Annotated in this window: 14 protein-coding genes and 2 tRNA genes; 1 reads left to right on the plus strand and 15 read right to left on the minus strand. The window is 59.1% G+C overall.

Annotation, left to right across the window (positions count from 1 at the left end; translation table 11 throughout):
• From rbfA to rlmE, 12 genes are all read right to left on the minus strand, one after another.
• Entirely contained in the window at positions 1 to 402 is a 402-nt protein-coding gene (gene rbfA / locus BM300_RS11795; RefSeq protein WP_003177871.1) for a 30S ribosome-binding factor RbfA, read from the minus strand.
• Positions 403 to 561: 159 nt separating this feature from the next.
• A complete protein-coding gene (infB, locus tag BM300_RS11800; RefSeq protein WP_063322981.1) occupies positions 562 to 3,081 on the minus strand; it encodes a translation initiation factor IF-2 in 2,520 nt (839 codons plus the stop codon).
• Between the two features lie 27 nt (positions 3,082 to 3,108).
• On the minus strand, positions 3,109 to 4,590 hold the full coding sequence (nusA, locus tag BM300_RS11805; protein ID WP_092462943.1) for a transcription termination factor NusA: 1,482 nt from the start codon (positions 4,588 to 4,590) through the stop codon (positions 3,109 to 3,111).
• Between the two features lie 59 nt (positions 4,591 to 4,649).
• Positions 4,650 to 5,108 carry a ribosome maturation factor RimP gene (rimP, locus tag BM300_RS11810; protein WP_013692254.1) on the minus strand — a complete coding sequence of 153 codons (459 nt, stop codon included), beginning with the start codon at positions 5,106 to 5,108 and terminating at the stop codon, positions 4,650 to 4,652.
• Positions 5,109 to 5,248: 140 nt separating this feature from the next.
• Positions 5,249 to 5,325: transfer RNA gene (locus BM300_RS11815), tRNA-Met, on the minus strand.
• A gap of 97 nt (positions 5,326 to 5,422) precedes the next feature.
• Positions 5,423 to 5,508, minus strand: a tRNA-Leu gene (locus tag BM300_RS11820).
• 21 nt (positions 5,509 to 5,529) lie between these two features.
• On the minus strand, positions 5,530 to 5,913 hold the full coding sequence (gene secG, locus BM300_RS11825; protein WP_003197714.1) for a preprotein translocase subunit SecG: 384 nt from the start codon (positions 5,911 to 5,913) through the stop codon (positions 5,530 to 5,532).
• 4 nt (positions 5,914 to 5,917) lie between these two features.
• Positions 5,918 to 6,673 (minus strand): triose-phosphate isomerase, encoded by a 756-nt coding sequence (gene tpiA / locus BM300_RS11830; RefSeq protein WP_063322982.1) that lies wholly within the window; start codon positions 6,671 to 6,673, stop codon positions 5,918 to 5,920.
• 66 nt (positions 6,674 to 6,739) lie between these two features.
• Positions 6,740 to 8,077 carry a phosphoglucosamine mutase gene (gene glmM, locus BM300_RS11835; protein ID WP_063322983.1) on the minus strand — a complete coding sequence of 446 codons (1,338 nt, stop codon included), beginning with the start codon at positions 8,075 to 8,077 and terminating at the stop codon, positions 6,740 to 6,742.
• A gap of 16 nt (positions 8,078 to 8,093) precedes the next feature.
• Positions 8,094 to 8,945, minus strand: a complete 852-nt coding sequence (folP, locus tag BM300_RS11840; protein ID WP_063322984.1) for a dihydropteroate synthase — start codon at positions 8,943 to 8,945, stop codon at positions 8,094 to 8,096.
• Positions 8,946 to 8,953: 8 nt separating this feature from the next.
• Positions 8,954 to 10,864, minus strand: coding sequence for an ATP-dependent zinc metalloprotease FtsH (ftsH, locus tag BM300_RS11845; protein WP_072341069.1), 1,911 nt, complete (start codon positions 10,862 to 10,864; stop codon positions 8,954 to 8,956).
• Between the two features lie 192 nt (positions 10,865 to 11,056).
• Positions 11,057 to 11,707: a 23S rRNA (uridine(2552)-2'-O)-methyltransferase RlmE gene (gene rlmE, locus BM300_RS11850; protein ID WP_060739222.1), complete on the minus strand. Its 651-nt coding sequence runs from the start codon at positions 11,705 to 11,707 to the stop codon at positions 11,057 to 11,059.
• A 106-nt stretch (positions 11,708 to 11,813) separates the two neighbouring features.
• Here rlmE and BM300_RS11855 point away from each other — a divergent pair, with 106 nt between their 5' ends.
• Positions 11,814 to 12,122 (plus strand): YhbY family RNA-binding protein, encoded by a 309-nt coding sequence (locus BM300_RS11855; protein ID WP_003197704.1) that lies wholly within the window; start codon positions 11,814 to 11,816, stop codon positions 12,120 to 12,122.
• Between the two features lie 10 nt (positions 12,123 to 12,132).
• On the opposite strand, the gene BM300_RS11860 is transcribed toward BM300_RS11855, so the two are convergent.
• The 3 genes from BM300_RS11860 to carB are packed head-to-tail and all read right to left on the minus strand — an operon-like array spanning position 12,133 to position 16,266.
• Positions 12,133 to 12,537: a hypothetical protein gene (locus BM300_RS11860; protein WP_063322987.1), complete on the minus strand. Its 405-nt coding sequence runs from the start codon at positions 12,535 to 12,537 to the stop codon at positions 12,133 to 12,135.
• A 28-nt stretch (positions 12,538 to 12,565) separates the two neighbouring features.
• A complete protein-coding gene (greA, locus tag BM300_RS11865) occupies positions 12,566 to 13,042 on the minus strand; it encodes a transcription elongation factor GreA (RefSeq protein WP_027911987.1) in 477 nt (158 codons plus the stop codon).
• Between the two features lie 2 nt (positions 13,043 to 13,044).
• Complete coding sequence (carB, locus tag BM300_RS11870) at positions 13,045 to 16,266, minus strand: carbamoyl-phosphate synthase large subunit (protein WP_063322988.1); 3,222 nt, start codon at positions 16,264 to 16,266, stop codon at positions 13,045 to 13,047.
• Positions 16,267 to 16,326: the final 60 nt, after the last annotated feature.

Genomic DNA, 16,326 nt, shown 5'->3' on the forward strand with positions numbered 1-16,326 from the left:
TTACTCCTTGGTGTCTTCAGGTTCAGCCGCAACCGGGTGCTGACTGTCTTCAGCCACGGCGCGTTCGATCAAGGCCGACAGATGCGCACCACGCACGACGCTTTCGTCGTAGTGGAAATGCAACTGTGGGACGCTGCGCAGCTTCATCTCCCGGGCCAGCTGCATACGCAGGAAGCCGGCGGCCGAGTTGAGCACCTTGATGCTCTGGGCGATTTCTTCGGCGCTGTCCTGGCCCATCACGGTGATGAAAATCTTCGCATGACCAACGTCACGGCTGACTTCCACTGCGGTAATGGTGACCAGGCCGACGCGCGGGTCTTTGACTTCGCGACGGATCAGCTGGGCCAGCTCGCGCTGCATCTGATCGCCGATTCGTTGGGTACGGCTGTATTCTTTTGCCATGTCTTGTTACCTGTTACTGCCCCACGGTGAAACCCGCGAGGTCTGAAAGCGGCAAACGCCCGGCCTGGCAAAAGCCAGACCGGGCGTTGCATTTAGAGTCCGCCAACCAGGCAGTGCATGTTCATGCGGCTGCCCGGTGCGGCTCTTGAAGTGCGCGAGTCAGAGGCTGCGAGCAACCTGGACCTTCTCGAAGACTTCGATCTTGTCGCCGACCTTGACGTCGTTGTAGCTCTTGACGCCAATACCGCACTCCATGCCGGCACGTACTTCGGAAGCGTCATCCTTGAAGCGGCGCAAGGATTCCAGCTCGCCTTCGAAGATCACGATGTCTTCACGCAGTACACGGATCGGACGGTTACGGTGAACAACACCCTCGATCACCATGCAACCGGCGATGGCTCCAAACTTCGGCGAACGGAACACGTCGCGAACTTCGGCAACACCCAGGATGTTCTCCCGCACGTCACTGCCCAGCATACCGGTCAACGCTTTCTTGACGTCTTCGATGATGTCGTAGATCACGTTGTAGTAACGCATATCCAGGCCTTCCTGCTCGACGATCTTGCGAGCGCCGGCATCGGCACGCACGTTGAAGCCGAACAGTACAGCGTTGGAGGCCAGTGCCAGGTTGGCGTCGGATTCGGTGATACCACCGACACCGCCACCGACCACACGCACTTGCACTTCGTCGTTACCCAGGCCGTTCAAGGCACCGTTCAACGCTTCGAGCGAACCACGGACGTCGGATTTGAGGACGATGTTGAGCGTCTTCTTCTCTTCCTGCCCCATGTTCTCGAAGATGTTTTCCAGCTTGCCAGCGTGAGCACGAGCCAGTTTGACTTCGCGGAACTTGCCTTGACGGAACAGAGCCACTTCACGGGCTTTCTTCTCGTCAGCCACAACGCTCATCTCGTCGCCAGCATCCGGGGTGCCGTCCAGGCCGAGGATCTCGACCGGGATAGCCGGGCCGGCTTCCTTGATGGACTTGCCGTTCTCATCGAGCATGGCACGTACACGGCCGTAGTTCGAACCGACCAGCACCATGTCGCCTTGGCGCAGGGTACCGTCCTGGACCAGGACGGTCGCAACCGGACCACGGCCCTTGTCGAGGCGCGATTCAACAACCACACCACGGCCAGGAGCCGAAGGCGTAGCGGTCAGTTCCAGAACCTCGGCTTGCAACAGAACGGCTTCGAGCAGTTCGTCAACGCCGGTACCCATCTTCGCCGAGACCGGAACGAATGGAGTGTCGCCACCCCACTCTTCGGAGGTCACGCCGTGGACCGACAGTTCGCTGCGGATGCGATCGAGATCGGCGCCCGGCTTGTCGATCTTGTTCACTGCAACCACCAGCGGCACGCCAGCTGCCTGGGCATGCTGAACGGCTTCGATGGTTTGCGGCATCACGCCGTCGTCCGCTGCAACCACCAGGATCACGATGTCGGTCGCCTTGGCACCACGGGCACGCATCGCGGTAAACGCGGCGTGACCCGGGGTGTCGAGGAACGTCACCATGCCGCGGTCGGTTTCAACGTGGTAGGCGCCGATGTGCTGGGTAATACCGCCAGCCTCACCTGCCGCAACCTTCGCACGACGAATATAGTCGAGCAGGGACGTTTTACCGTGGTCAACGTGACCCATGACGGTCACGACCGGTGCACGGGAAACCGCCTCACCTTCAAACTTCAGGGACTCGGCCAGGGAATCTTCCAGGGCAGTGTCGCTGACCAGGGTCACTTTGTGGCCCAGCTCTTCAGCAACCAGTTGGGCAGTTTCCTGGTCCAGTACCTGGTTGATGGTGGCTGGCGTACCCAGCTTGAACATGAACTTGATGATTTCAGCAGCCTTGACCGACATCTGCTGGGCCAGATCGCCCACAGTGATGGTCTCGCCGATCTTCACTTCACGCACGACAGGGCCGGTAGGGCTCTGGAAACCGTGGGCGTTGCGTTTCTTCAGCTTGGCCTTGCCGCGACCGCCACGACGGAAACCGTCGCTTTCTTCGTCGGTGGTACGTGGCGCAACGCGTGGCGCTGGTGCCTTTTCCTTGACCGAAGCACGATGAGGCGCGTTCTTGCGCTCGCCATCGCCACTGCCACGACGGTTGTCGTCGGCACGTGGCTTGTCGGGACGACGCTGTTCGTCGCGCTTGCGAGTGTCGGCTGGAGCCGGAGCCGCAGCCACGACTGGAGCGGCTTCGCGCACAGGCTCGGCTACCGGGGCAACAGCCTCGACGGCTTCTACCGGAGCAGCTTGCGCAGCAGCAGGCTGGCGACGCGCTTCTTCTTCGGCGCGACGCTTGGCTTCTTCTTCAGCCTTCTGACGAGCAGCATTTTCTACTGCGCGACGTTCTTCCTGTTCGCGTTTGCGCTCGGCTTCGATTTCTTCCGGGCTGCGCTGTACGAAGACTTTCTTCTTGCGTACTTCAACGCTGATGCTTTTGCTACCGGCAACACGCAGGGTGCTGGTGGTTTTACGCTGCAGAGTGATCTTGCGCGGTTCTTCCACTTTCGCCTTGTGACTGCTCTTCAGGTGAGTCAGCAGGGACTGCTTCTCACTGTCGGTCACATGTTCCTCGGCGGCGGTGTGCGGCAGACCTGCCTCACGCATCTGCTGCAACAGGCGCTCTACCGGTGTTTTGACCTCATCGGCCAGTTGTTTCACCGTGACTTGCGTCATGCACTTCTCTCCTCAGGCCGCGCCTAATTACTCGAACCAGTGGGCTCGGGCGGCCATGATCAACTTGCCGGCACGATCATCGTCAATGCCGTCGATGTCGAGCAGATCGTCAATAGACTGCTCGGCCAGGTCTTCGCGGGTAATTACGCCGCGCACCGCCAGTTCCATCGCCAAATCCTTGTCCATGCCCTCAAGCGAGAGCAGGTCTTCGGCCGGATGGGCGTCTGCCAGCTTTTCCTCAGTAGCGATGGCTTTGGTCAACAAACGATCCTTGGCCCGAGCGCGAAGCTCGTTGACGATCTCCTCGTCAAAGCCGTCGATGTTGAGCATTTCCTCCACCGGTACGTAGGCAATCTCTTCCAGGCTGGTAAAGCCCTCATCCACCAGCACCTGCGCCAGCTCTTCATCGACTTCAAGCTCTTCGATGAAGTTGCGCAGGATGTCGCCGGTTTCAGCTTGCTGTTTAGCCTGGATGTCCGATTCGGTCATCACGTTCAGGGTCCAGCCAGTCAACTGGCTGGCCAGACGTACGTTCTGACCACCGCGACCGATGGCCTGAGCCAGATTGTCTGCGCCAACGGCGATGTCCATGGCGTGGGCATCTTCGTCGACGATAATTGCCGCCACTTCAGCAGGCGACATGGCATTGATCACGAACTGAGCCGGGTTGTCGTCCCACAGGACGATGTCCACACGCTCGCCGCCCAACTCGCCGGATACGGCCTGGACACGCGAACCACGCATGCCGATGCAGGCACCTTGCGGGTCGATGCGCTTGTCCTTGGAGCGGACCGCGATCTTGGCACGCGAACCCGGATCACGGGAGGCGGCCATCACTTCGATCAGGCCTTCGGCAATTTCCGGCACTTCGATGCGGAACAACTCGATCAGCATTTCCGGCGCGGTACGCGACAGGATCAACTGTGGGCCGCGGTTCTCGGTGCGGATTTCCTTGAGCAGCGCACGCAAACGCACGCCAACCCGGAAAGTTTCGCGAGAGATGATGTCTTCGCGAGCCAGCAACGCTTCGGCGTTGTTGCCCAAGTCGACGATCACGTTGTCGCGGGTCACTTTTTTCACGGTGCCGGAGATGATTTCCCCCAGGCGCTCGCGATAAGCGTCAACGACTTGCGCGCGCTCGGCTTCGCGAACTTTCTGCACAATAACCTGCTTGGCAGTCTGTGCAGCGATGCGACCGAACTCGATGGACTCGATTTTTTCTTCTACTACATCACCAACCTTGGCGCCCGGATGCGTTTCTGCAACCTTGCTCGGCCAGGTTTCGATAGCCGGATCATCCAGGTTGGCTTCCTCGACCACCGTCCAGCGACGGAAAGTCTCGTAGGCACCGGTGTGGCGATTGATTTCCACACGCAAATCAACTTCGTCTTCAAACCGCTTCTTGGTAGCAGTGGCCAGAGCCAGCTCCAGCGCTTCAAAAATAACGTTAGCCGGTACGCCCTTTTCATTGGATACCGACTCAACAACCAGCAGTACTTCTTTGCTCATCGTACGCCTCGCCTTTCGCAAGCCATTGGATCCGCGGGATCCGCAGTATCTGGCACGTATCAGTCAAAACTGGGAATAATGTTGGCCTTGTCGATCATATCGATCGGCAACAGGAACTCATGGTCATCTACCTGCACCACGACATCCTGCTCTTCTACACCGCGCAGAAGGCCTTGGAAGTTGCGTCGACCTTCGAAAGGCGAGCGCAGCTTGATCTTCACTTGTTCACCGGCAAACGAAGCGAACTGTTCAAGTGTGAACAGGGGGCGCTCCATGCCAGGCGAGGAAACTTCAAGGGTGTATTCGGAGGTGATTGGATCTTCAACATCCAGTACACCGCTGATCTGACGGCTGACGATGGCGCAATCATCCACCAACACGCCGCCTTCCTTATCGATATAAACGCGCAACAGTGAGTGGCGACCTTGAGCCGAGAACTCAATACCCCAGCATTCATAGCCAAGGGCCACGACCACCGGGGCCAACAAGGCCTGCAACTGTTCTAGCTTGCTCGACACCTGAACCCCCTCGTGCATGTTTGTGCATGCTGTGCAAATAAAAAAAAATGGGCGAATCGCCCATCCCTGAAACGCCGTCGAACAGCGGCGTTATAAAGTGTCCAGCTAACAAAAAGCCCCTTGGAAGGGGCCCCTGAAACTGGTTGCGGGAGCCGGATTTGAACCGACGACCTTCGGGTTATGAGCCCGACGAGCTACCAGACTGCTCCATCCCGCGACAAAGCTGGGGCGGAAGTATACGACCGATCCCTTACAGGGTCAATGTAACCCTTCCACCTACAAGAAAGCCCGCAATCGCGGGCTCTCCTGATAATTGGTACCGAGAAGGGGACTCGAACCCCTACACCCTATGGGCACAACCACCTCAAGGTTGCGTGTCTACCAATTCCACCACCTCGGCAATACAGCGTTTGAAACCTTCTTACTTCTGCTCTTGAGCTGGAGGTACGTCAGTCGCCGGGTTGGCCGACTTTTGCTCTTGAAGCACCGGGACATCATCAGAAGCCGGTTGTTGCTTAGGCGCTTCCAGTACCGCTGGGTTTGGCAAACCTACTTGAGTCAGCTCATGAGCTTTCTCTTTAGCAAAGTAACCTAACCCTAAGCTGGTCATGAAGAAACCGGCGGCAAGTATAGCAGTAAACTTACTAAGAAAGGTAGAGGAACCTTGGCTTCCGAACACAGTATTTGAAGCACCTGCACCGAAAGACGCACCAGCATCCGCACCTTTACCCTGCTGCAGCAATACGAGGGCAACTACACCCAGTGCACCCAGCAGATGAAAAACGACTACGACTGTTTCCAGCATTTTTTCAGTTTCCCGCGGCGCGACAGATCGCACCGAACTCATCTGCATTCAGGGACGCTCCACCAATGAGCCCCCCATCGATATCCGGCATGCCGAACAGTTCGGCCGCATTGGCCGCCTTCACGCTGCCGCCGTATAGAAGCCGCACACCTCGTGCCACTTCAGAATTCTCTGCCGCCAACTGCGCGCGGATGGCGGCGTGCACATCCTGCGCCTGTTGCGGCGAAGCCGTCAGCCCGGTACCAATGGCCCATACCGGCTCGTAGGCAATGACTGCCTTTGCAAAAGCATCGACACCCAGCTCTTCGATGATGCCACCCAGCTGACGCCCGACAACTTCAAGAGTCTTTCCGGCCTCGCGCTGCTCCCGGGTTTCCCCTACACACAGCACCGGGATCAGACCACAGGCCTGGGCCGCAGAAAATTTGCGAATCAGGGCCTTATCCTGCTCGCCCATGATCTGGCGACGCTCGGAATGCCCAATCAGGACCAGGGAACAACCCGCATCCACCAACTGACTCGGCGCAATCTCACCGGTCAACGCACCCTGCATGGATTCCACCGCAGAGTTCTGCGCGCCGACCGAAATCGACTTACCTTTCAAGCCATCAACCACTTGATTGATATACAAGCAAGGCGGGAACACCGCGACATCAACACCGCTAGGCAAGGCCAGATGACGAAGGCCCTTGATCAGCTCAGCGACGCTGGCGCGGGTACCGTGCATCTTCCAGTTACCAGCTACCATAGGGCGACGCATGCTGTACCTCGTCGGTCAAAGTGGGCGCAGATGTTACCCAACCGATTCATGACTGGCAAGCCGAATTCAGGCAGAAACTTCAGTAACCAGTTTTGCCAGCTCTTCGGCATAACCGCGAACTTGCGCTTCATCCTCTCCTTCGACCATGACGCGCACCAAAGGCTCTGTGCCGGACTTGCGCAACAACACGCGCCCACGCCCCGCCATCGCCTGCGTCACATGCTCACTGGCCTGCTTGACCTTCGCATGCTCGAGAGGATTCACACCGCCACCGAAACGCACGTTGATCAACACTTGCGGGCATTTGCGCAATGCCTGGCGCGACTGTGCGAGCCCTTCGTTACGCGCCTTGAGCGCCATCAGCACCTGCAAGGCTGCAATGATCGCATCGCCCGTGGTGGTATGGTCGAAGCATACGATGTGGCCGGAGTTCTCACCCCCGATCACCCAGTTACGCTCCAGCAGCTCCGAGATCACGTAGCGGTCACCCACGTTAGCCCGCACGAACGGGATATCCAGGTCCGCCAGGGCCAGTTCAAGCCCGAGGTTGCTCATCAACGTACCGACAACGCCGCCCTGCAGCTTGCCGCGTCCATGCAGGTCACGGGCGATGATGAACAGCAGCTCGTCACCATCGACAACCGTGCCGGTGTGATCGACCATCAGGACCCTATCACCGTCGCCATCGAAGGCGATCCCGAGATCGGCCTGCTCAGCCAGTACCGCAGCCTGCAACGCCTCGGTATGGGTGGAGCCACAGTTATGATTGATGTTCAGGCCATTAGGCTGGGCGGAAAGCACCACCACCTCGGCGCCCAACTCGCGAAAGACGCTCGGCGCAACTTTATAGGTTGCCCCATGGGCGCAATCGACGACGATTTTCAGGCCGGAAAAACTGGTACCGGTCGGCACACTGCCTTTGCAGAACTCGATGTAGCGACCCGACGCATCGTTGATCCGCGACACTTTGCCGATTTTGCTCGACTCAACCACAGTCATCGGCGTGTCCAGCAGCTCTTCGATCATCAGCTCGATATCATCCGGCAGCTTGGTACCCTGGCCGGAGAAGAACTTGATGCCGTTGTCATCATGAGGGTTGTGCGAGGCGCTGATCACGATGCCTGCCTGGGCCTGGAACGTACGCGTCAGGTAGGCAATGGCTGGCGTCGGCATCGGGCCAAGCAGCATCACATCGGCGCCCGCCGATGTCAGGCCGGCCTCGAGTGCCGATTCGAACATGTAGCCGGAAATTCGCGTGTCCTTGCCGACCAGCACCTTGCACGCGCCCATTTTGCGAAATGCCATGCCGGCCGCCCAGCCGAGCTTGAGCATGAAATCAGGGGTAATAGGGTATTCGCCGACCCGACCACGAATACCGTCGGTGCCAAAGTATTTCTTGCTCATAAGTGCTCCGTCATTCTTATTCGGCTGAATCCACAGCTGCGATCATCCGCACGACATCCATCGTTTCGGCTACATCATGCACGCGCAATATGCGTGCACCTTTGGCAAGGGCCAAGGCCGCAAGGGCGAGACCGCCATATAGGCGCTCACCCACCGGGCGGCCCAAGGCATTGCCTATCATGCTCTTTCGCGAGACCCCAACCAACAGGGGCCGCCCCAGGGAATGCAAGGCTTCCATATGCTTGAACAAGCTCAGGTTGTGAGCCAGGGTCTTGGCAAAGCCGAACCCGGGGTCAAGAATGATCCGCTCGGCGGGAATGCCCGCGGCGGCGCACCGATCCAGACGCTCCACCAGGAACTCACCTACCTCCCTGGTCACATCATCATAGTGCGGGTCATTCTGCATGGTCCCCGGCTCGCCAAGCATATGCATCAGGCACACCGGCAATCCGGTGGCCGCCGCCGCGTCCAGGGCACCATCGCGCCGCAAGGACCGAACATCATTGATCAGGCCCGCCCCCAGCCGCGCAGTCTCACGCATGACCGCAGGCGTGGACGTATCGACCGAGATAATGACATCAAGTTCGCGATGGATGCGCTCGACAATCGGCGCCACTCGCTCCAGCTCTTCAGTAGGCGAGACCGCACGTGCGCCCGGCCGGGTCGATTCACCACCCACATCGATCAGCGTTGCGCCCTCAGCCACCATGGCCTCGGCATGTCGCAGCGCAGCATCGAGCTGGCTGAATCGACCACCATCGGAAAAGGAATCAGGCGTGACATTGAGAATACCCATGACATGCGCATGGGCCAAATCAAGAACCCGGTTGCCGCAAGGCAACCGGGTCGAGGACTGAACAGAAGTCATTTCAAGCCTTAGACATCAGCGGCCGGACCGCCAATCGGTGTTTCCGGACGCTCACCCTGTACTGCCGGAGGTGTACCGGAGGTGCCAGTACCACCCGACCAGTCACGAGGCTCGCGAGGTACGCGACCCGCCATGATGTCGTCGATCTGCTCGGCATCGATGGTTTCGTACTTCATCAGCGCATCGGCCATGGCATCGAGCTTGTCACGGTTGTCCGTGAGAATCTGCCGGGCTGTGCCGTAGCACTGGTCGATGATGCTGCGCACTTCGGAATCGATCAGCTTGGCCGTTTCGCCAGAGAAGCTAGCATGCTGGCCACTGCCACCACGACCGAGGAACACTTCCCCTTCTTCTTCGGCATACATCAGCGGCCCCAGTTTCTCGGACAGGCCCCACTTGGTAACCATGTTCCGAGCGATCTGACTCGCGCGCATGATGTCGTTGGATGCCCCGGTGGTCACGCCATCGAAGCCCAACGTCATCTCTTCGGCGATACGACCGCCGTACAACGAACAGATCTGACTGATCAATGCACGCTTGGACAGGCTGTAGCGATCCTCTTCCGGCAGGAACATGGTCACGCCCAGGGCGCGACCGCGCGGGATGATCGAGACCTTGTAGACCGGATCGTGCTCGGGCACGACACGACCGACGATCGCGTGACCCGCCTCGTGATACGCGGTGTTCTGCTTTTCTTTCTCCGACATGACCATGGATTTGCGCTCAGCGCCCATCATGATCTTGTCCTTGGCCAGTTCGAATTCCTTCATTTCCACGACGCGCTTGCCGGTACGAGCGGCGAACAGCGACGCTTCGTTGACCAGGTTCGCCAGGTCGGCACCGGAAAAGCCCGGCGTACCACGCGCGATGACTGCAGGAGCGACGTCGTCACCCATTGGCACCTTGCGCATATGGACCTTGAGGATCTGCTCGCGACCACGAATGTCCGGCAGCCCCACCACGACCTGGCGGTCGAAGCGACCTGGACGCAACAGCGCAGGGTCGAGCACGTCAGGACGGTTGGTGGCGGCAATCACGATGATGCCGTCGTTCATTTCGAAACCGTCCATCTCGACCAGCAACTGGTTGAGGGTCTGTTCACGCTCATCGTGACCGCCACCCATGCCAGCGCCACGGTGGCGACCAACGGCGTCGATCTCGTCGATGAAGATGATGCACGGCGCGTGTTTCTTGGCCTGTTCGAACATGTCGCGAACACGACTGGCGCCCACGCCGACGAACATTTCGACGAAGTCGGAACCGGAAATCGTGAAGAACGGCACCTTGGCTTCGCCGGCGATCGCCTTGGCCAGCAAGGTTTTACCCGTACCCGGCGGGCCCACCATCAGCACGCCACGAGGAATACGACCGCCCAGGCGCTGGAACTTGCCCGGATCACGCAGGAACTCGACCAGCTCGCCGACTTCTTCCTTGGCTTCATCGCAACCCGCGACGTCGGCCAGGGTGGTTTTCACCTGGTCTTCGGAAAGCAGCCGGGCCTTGCTCTTGCCAAAGCTCATCGGCCCGCCCTTGCCTCCTCCGCCGCCCTGCATCTGGCGCATGAAGAACATGAACACGGCGATGATCACCAGGATCGGGAAGCTGGCGACCAGGAGCTGGGTCCAGATGCTTTGCTGCTCAGGCTGCTTGCCTTCGACCACGACATGGTTGTCCACCAGGTCGCCGATCAGGCCATTGTCCTGGATTGCCGGACGAATGGTCTTGAAGCTGTCGCCATCGGTGCGCTTACCGGTAATCACATAGCCATCAACGGCTACGCGCTCGACCTTGCCATCCTTGACCTGCTGGATGAAGTCGGAATAGTTGAGGGTCTGCGGCTCGTTAGGGCTGGAGAAGTTGTTCATCACGGTCACCAGGACAGCGGCGATGATCAACCACAGGATCAGATTCTTTGCCATATCGTTCAATTAACTACCCTCTGAAGCAAGCTCCGCTACTGGCGCGCGCTTCGCATGATATTCACCGGCCTAACTTACTACATTACCTACGACTCTGGCAGGCGCCGTCTGTAACCCTTTGTGAAACTTTGGCCGGGTAATTTTCGTTACACGGCTTTTTCAACGCGAGACAAAAAAAACTATCGCCTTCTATCAAAGACGCTCATCACTGGCCGCACCTTCAACACCACGAAAGCCCCGCGCCAGCAGATACTGTTCGCGAGAACGGTCACGGGATGACAATGGCTTGCGCATCTGCACCTTGTCGAACAATTTGCGGATGCCCTTGTGGTATTCGTCGAAGCCTTCACCCTGGAAGACCTTGATCAAAAAATCACCACCTGGACGCAAAACCCGCCCGGCAAGATCCAGGGCCAGCTCGCTGAGGAACATTGCACGAGGCATGTCGACAGCCGCCAATCCACTCATATTGGGGGCCATATCGGAAATCACAAGGTCAACCTGCGTATTTCCGACGGCTTCCAGGATTTTCGCCAACACGGCGTCTTCCGTGAAATCGCCCTGGATAAAGGTCACATCAGGGATGCTGTCCATTTCCAGGATATCGGAAGCGATCAAGCGGCCCTGACCGCCAATCAGACGACTGGTCACCTGGGACCAACCGCCCGGTGCCGCGCCGAGATCGATCACGGTCATGCCTGGACGGATCAGGCGATCCTTTTCCTGGATCTCCAGCAATTTATAGCTGGCGCGAGAGCGATAGCCGTCTTTTTGCGCCATTTTGACGTACGGATCGTTGAAATGCTCTCTGAGCCAGTTCTGGCTAGTCTTGGAACGGGCCACGGGCCACCTCTAAAAATAAAACGGGTCGTGATTAAGTGGGCGGTCCCGGACTTGCTCGGGTAAACTGGCCGCCGCTTTTTACAAGATCAGACGCAGGGGTCAGATTATGCCGCTCACTCAAGAGCAGAAGAAACAATACAAATCCATTGGCCACCATCTGAAACCGGTTTTGACTGTGGCTGACAACGGTTTGACTGAAGGTGTACTCGCCGAACTGGAGCGCGCCTTGAGCGATCACGAGCTGATCAAGATCAAGCTCAACATCCTCGACCGCGAAGCCCGCCTGGCTGCCGTTGCCGAACTGTGCAAGACCGGCAAGGCCGACCTGGTGCAGGTCATCGGCAAGATGGCGCTGATTTATCGCAAGAATTTCAGCGTCAACAAGCAACTGTCGAACGTTCACCGCTTCAAGTGATGCCAAAGGGTCAAGGGTGTGCCTCGCACACCCTGCCACTCCACCCGGGAACCGGCTGCAACACCAGCACCAACCCGGAAAAACCCAGCACCAGGTAACTGAATGCCTGCCACTGGCTCGCATCCGGCCAGCCGAGACGCACCGCGAAGAACATCCCGCACGCGTACAACGACATGAGCAACAATTGCCCACGAATGTCGCGCCATAGACTGGCAAGGCCCTCGGCCTGAACCAGCACCAAAGCCTGAAATATTACGCACGCTGCGGAGAAACCCACCAGCAGCGCCGTCAGCATGCCTGCGATTTCATCGATGAGCAGCGGTGCCAGGCCGACTCGACCCAGCACCGGCAGCAAACCGACATGCAACAACCAGACGCCGCCCACCCACAGCATCTGGGTGAGCTGCCAGATCATGGCGCCCGCTCGCAGCGGGCGCCTTCGTTCAGATGTGACGGACTTCGACAATCTCATACTCGATGACACCACCCGGCGTCTTCACCACCACCACATCGCCCTCTTCCTTGGCAATCAAGGCGCGAGCGATGGGCGAACCAACGGAAATCTTGCCGAGCTTGATGTCTGCCTCGTCCTCACCAACGATCTGGTAAGTGACGCTTTCATCGGTCTCGACGTTGGCGATTTCCACGGTAGTGCCAAAAATCACCTTGCCGGTGTGCGGGATCGTCGTGACATCGATGATCACCGCATTCTGCATGCGACCTTCGATGTCACGGACACGCGCCTCGACCATCCCCTGCTCCTCTCGGGCAGCGTGGTATTCGGCGTTTTCCTTGAGATCGCCCAGCTCACGCGCTTCACCAATAGCCTGGCTCAAGCGCGGGCGCTCGACCTTGGTCAGGAAAGCGTGCTCTTCTTCCAGGGCCTTCGCGCCCTGAACTGTCATCGGGTACTTGGTTATGCTCATGCCTTCAATCCTGCATGTAGATCCTGCAAGCGACGCACGGTCTTCTCGGGACCGAACTTGAGCGCTTCGCAGATCGCTTCGCCCGCAGCAATGGTCGTGGTGCAGTAGATCTTGTGCTGCAGCGCATTGCGACGAATGGAGTAGGAATCGGCGATCGACTGGCGACCTTCGGTGGTGTTGATGATCAGCGTGACTTCGTCATTCTTGATCATGTCGACCACGTGCGGACGCCCCTCGGTCACCTTGTTCACGCGGCGCACTTTCAGGCCTGCCGCTTCGATCAGCCTGGCAGTACCGGCAGTGGCGACCACTTCGAAGCCCAAGTTGATCAGATCACGGGCTACGCCTGCAACCAGTGGCTTGTCGTCATCACGCACGCTGATGAACGCCGTGCCGCCAGTCGGCAACACTTCGCTCGCGCCCATCTGGGCCTTGGCGAAGGCTTCACCAAAGGTATCGCCCACGCCCATCACTTCACCGGTGGACTTCATCTCAGGGCCGAGGATCGGGTCGACGCCAGGGAACTTGGCGAACGGGAACACCGCCTCTTTCACGCTGTAGAAGTTCGGAATGATTTCCTTGGTGAAATTCAGTTCCTTCAGGGTTTTGCCGGCCATGACCCGTGCAGCGATCATCGCCAGGGAAACACCGATGCACTTGGAGACGAATGGCACGGTCCGGGAAGCGCGCGGGTTGACTTCGATGACGTAGATGTCTTCGCCCTGCAGGGCCAGTTGCACGTTCATCAGACCGACAACGCCCAGCTCCAGGGCCATTTTCTTGACCTGCTCGCGCATCTCGTCCTGGATGTGGGCCGGCAGCGAGTAAGGCGGCAGCGAGCAAGCGGAGTCACCGGAGTGAACACCGGCCTGCTCGATGTGCTGCATGATCGCGCCAATTACCACGTCCTTGCCGTCGCTGACCGCGTCCACGTCCATTTCGATGGCGCAGTTGAGGAAGTGGTCCAGCAGCACCGGGCTGTCGTTGGACACCTGGACCGCTTCACGCAGGTAGCGCTTGAGCTCGTCTTCTTGATAGACGATTTCCATCGCACGACCGCCCAGCACATAGGACGGACGCACCACCAGCGGGTAACCGATCTTGGCCGCGGCACGAATCGCTTCGTCTTCGCTGCGCACGGTGGCGTTTGGCGGCTGGCGCAGGTTCAGGCGCTCGACCATCTGCTGGAAGCGCTCACGGTCTTCGGCGCGGTCGATCGCATCCGGGCTGGTACCGATGATCGGCACGCCAGCGGCTTCAAGGGCACGGGCCAGTTTCAGCGGAGTCTGGCCGCCGTACTGGACGATCACGCCTTTTGGCTTCTCGACGCGGACGATTTCCAGCACGTCTTCCAGGGTCACTGGCTCGAAGTACAGGCGATCGGAGGTGTCGTAGTCGGTGGACACGGTTTCCGGGTTGCAGTTGACCATGATGGTCTCGTAACCGTCGTCGCGCAGGGCCAATGCCGCGTGTACGCAGCAGTAGTCGAACTCGATGCCCTGGCCGATCCGGTTAGGACCGCCACCCAGGATCATGATCTTGTCGCGGGTCGATGGCGCGGCTTCGCACTCTTCTTCGTACGTGGAGTACAGGTAGGCGGTGTCAGTGGCGAACTCGGCCGCGCAGGTGTCGACGCGCTTGTAGACCGGGAACACTTCCAGCTTGTGGCGATGCGCGCGCAAGCTCTTCTCGGTCACACCCAGCAGCTTGGCCAGGCGCATGTCGGAGAAGCCTTTGCGCTTGAGGCGGAACATGGTGTCGCGGTCGATGCTGGACATGCCCAGGGTCTTGACCTTCTCTTCTTCCTTGATCAGATCTTCGATCTGTACCAGGAACCAAGGGTCGATCATGTTCATGCCAAAGATCTGCTCGACGGTCATGCCGGCACGGAAGGCATCGGCCACGTACCAGATACGCTCGGCGCCCGGCACGGTCAGCTCGCGCTTGAGCACGCTCATGCTTTCCGGGTCGGCCAGGTCCAGCTTCGGATCAAGACCGCAGACGCCCACTTCCAGGCCGCGAAGGGCTTTCTGCAAGGACTCCTGGAAAGTCCGGCCAATGGCCATGACTTCACCGACCGACTTCATTTGAGTCGTCAGGCGGGCATCAGCCTTGGCGAACTTCTCGAAGGCGAAGCGTGGCAGCTTGGTGACGACGTAGTCGATGGACGGTTCGAAGGATGCCGGGGTCTTGCCGCCGGTGATGTCGTTCGACAGCTCGTCCAGGGTGTAGCCCACGGCCAGCTTGGCAGCGACCTTGGCAATCGGGAAACCGGTGGCCTTGGAAGCCAGGGCCGACGAACGGGATACCCGCGGGTTCATCTCGATGACCACCATGCGACCGGTGTTCGGGCAGATGCCGAACTGGACATTGGAGCCGCCGGTTTCCACGCCGATCTCGCGCAGTACCGCCAGGGAGGCGTTACGCAGGATCTGGTATTCCTTGTCGGTCAGGGTCTGGGCTGGTGCGACGGTGATCGAGTCACCGGTGTGCACGCCCATCGGGTCGAAGTTTTCGATGGAGCAGACGATGATGCAGTTGTCCTTTTTGTCGCGGACAACTTCCATTTCATATTCTTTCCAACCGATCAGGGATTCGTCGATCAGCAGTTCCTTGGTCGGCGACAAGTCGAGACCACGGGCGCAGATTTCTTCGAATTCTTCACGGTTGTAGGCGATGCCGCCACCGGTGCCGCCCATGGTGAAGGACGGACGGATGATGCACGGGAAGCCAAGGCGTTCCAGGACGGCGTTGGCCTCTTCCATGCTGTGGGCGATGCCCGAGCGTGGGCAGTCCAGGCCGATGGATTTCATCGCCTTGTCGAAGCGCGAACGGTCTTCGGCCTTGTCGATGGTGTCGGCGTTGGCGCCGATCATTTCCACACCGAACTTCTCCAGGACGCCTTCGCGCTCCAGGTCCAGGGCGCAGTTCAACGCGGTCTGGCCACCCATGGTCGGCAGCAGCGCGTCCGGGCGTTCCTTCTCGATGATCTTGGCAACGGTCTGCCACTTGATCGGCTCGATGTAGGTGGCGTCGGCCATGGCCGGGTCGGTCATGATGGTGGCCGGGTTGGAGTTCACCAGGATGACGCGATAACCCTCTTCGCGCAGGGCCTTACAGGCCTGGGCGCCGGAGTAGTCGAATTCGCAGGCCTGGCCGATCACGATCGGGCCAGCGCCGAGAATCAGGATGCTTTTTATGTCTGTACGTTTTGGCATGGGTTTGTCACTCAAATCCGCAGGTCAGTCGGCTAGGCCGTCGAACAATCTTTGAAGCGC

This window comes from Pseudomonas sp. NFACC46-3 (genome assembly GCF_900114515.1).
GTDB classification, from domain to species: domain Bacteria; phylum Pseudomonadota; class Gammaproteobacteria; order Pseudomonadales; family Pseudomonadaceae; genus Aquipseudomonas; species Aquipseudomonas fluorescens_Q.

Coding starts and splice junctions, on each gene's coding strand:
- ftsH (WP_072341069.1), bottom strand. CDS start 10,864: ATGGCAAAGAATCTGATCCTGTGGTTGATCATCGCCGCTGTCCTGGTG.
- carB (WP_063322988.1), bottom strand. CDS start 16,266: ATGCCAAAACGTACAGACATAAAAAGCATCCTGATTCTCGGCGCTGGC.
- folP (WP_063322984.1), bottom strand. CDS start 8,945: ATGACTTCTGTTCAGTCCTCGACCCGGTTGCCTTGCGGCAACCGGGTT.
- secG (WP_003197714.1), bottom strand. CDS start 5,913: ATGCTGGAAACAGTCGTAGTCGTTTTTCATCTGCTGGGTGCACTGGGT.
- nusA (WP_092462943.1), bottom strand. CDS start 4,590: ATGAGCAAAGAAGTACTGCTGGTTGTTGAGTCGGTATCCAATGAAAAG.
- BM300_RS11855 (WP_003197704.1), top strand. CDS start 11,814: ATGCCGCTCACTCAAGAGCAGAAGAAACAATACAAATCCATTGGCCAC.
- tpiA (WP_063322982.1), bottom strand. CDS start 6,673: ATGCGTCGCCCTATGGTAGCTGGTAACTGGAAGATGCACGGTACCCGC.
- infB (WP_063322981.1), bottom strand. CDS start 3,081: ATGACGCAAGTCACGGTGAAACAACTGGCCGATGAGGTCAAAACACCG.
- BM300_RS11860 (WP_063322987.1), bottom strand. CDS start 12,537: ATGATCTGGCAGCTCACCCAGATGCTGTGGGTGGGCGGCGTCTGGTTG.
- glmM (WP_063322983.1), bottom strand. CDS start 8,077: ATGAGCAAGAAATACTTTGGCACCGACGGTATTCGTGGTCGGGTCGGC.
- rbfA (WP_003177871.1), bottom strand. CDS start 402: ATGGCAAAAGAATACAGCCGTACCCAACGAATCGGCGATCAGATGCAG.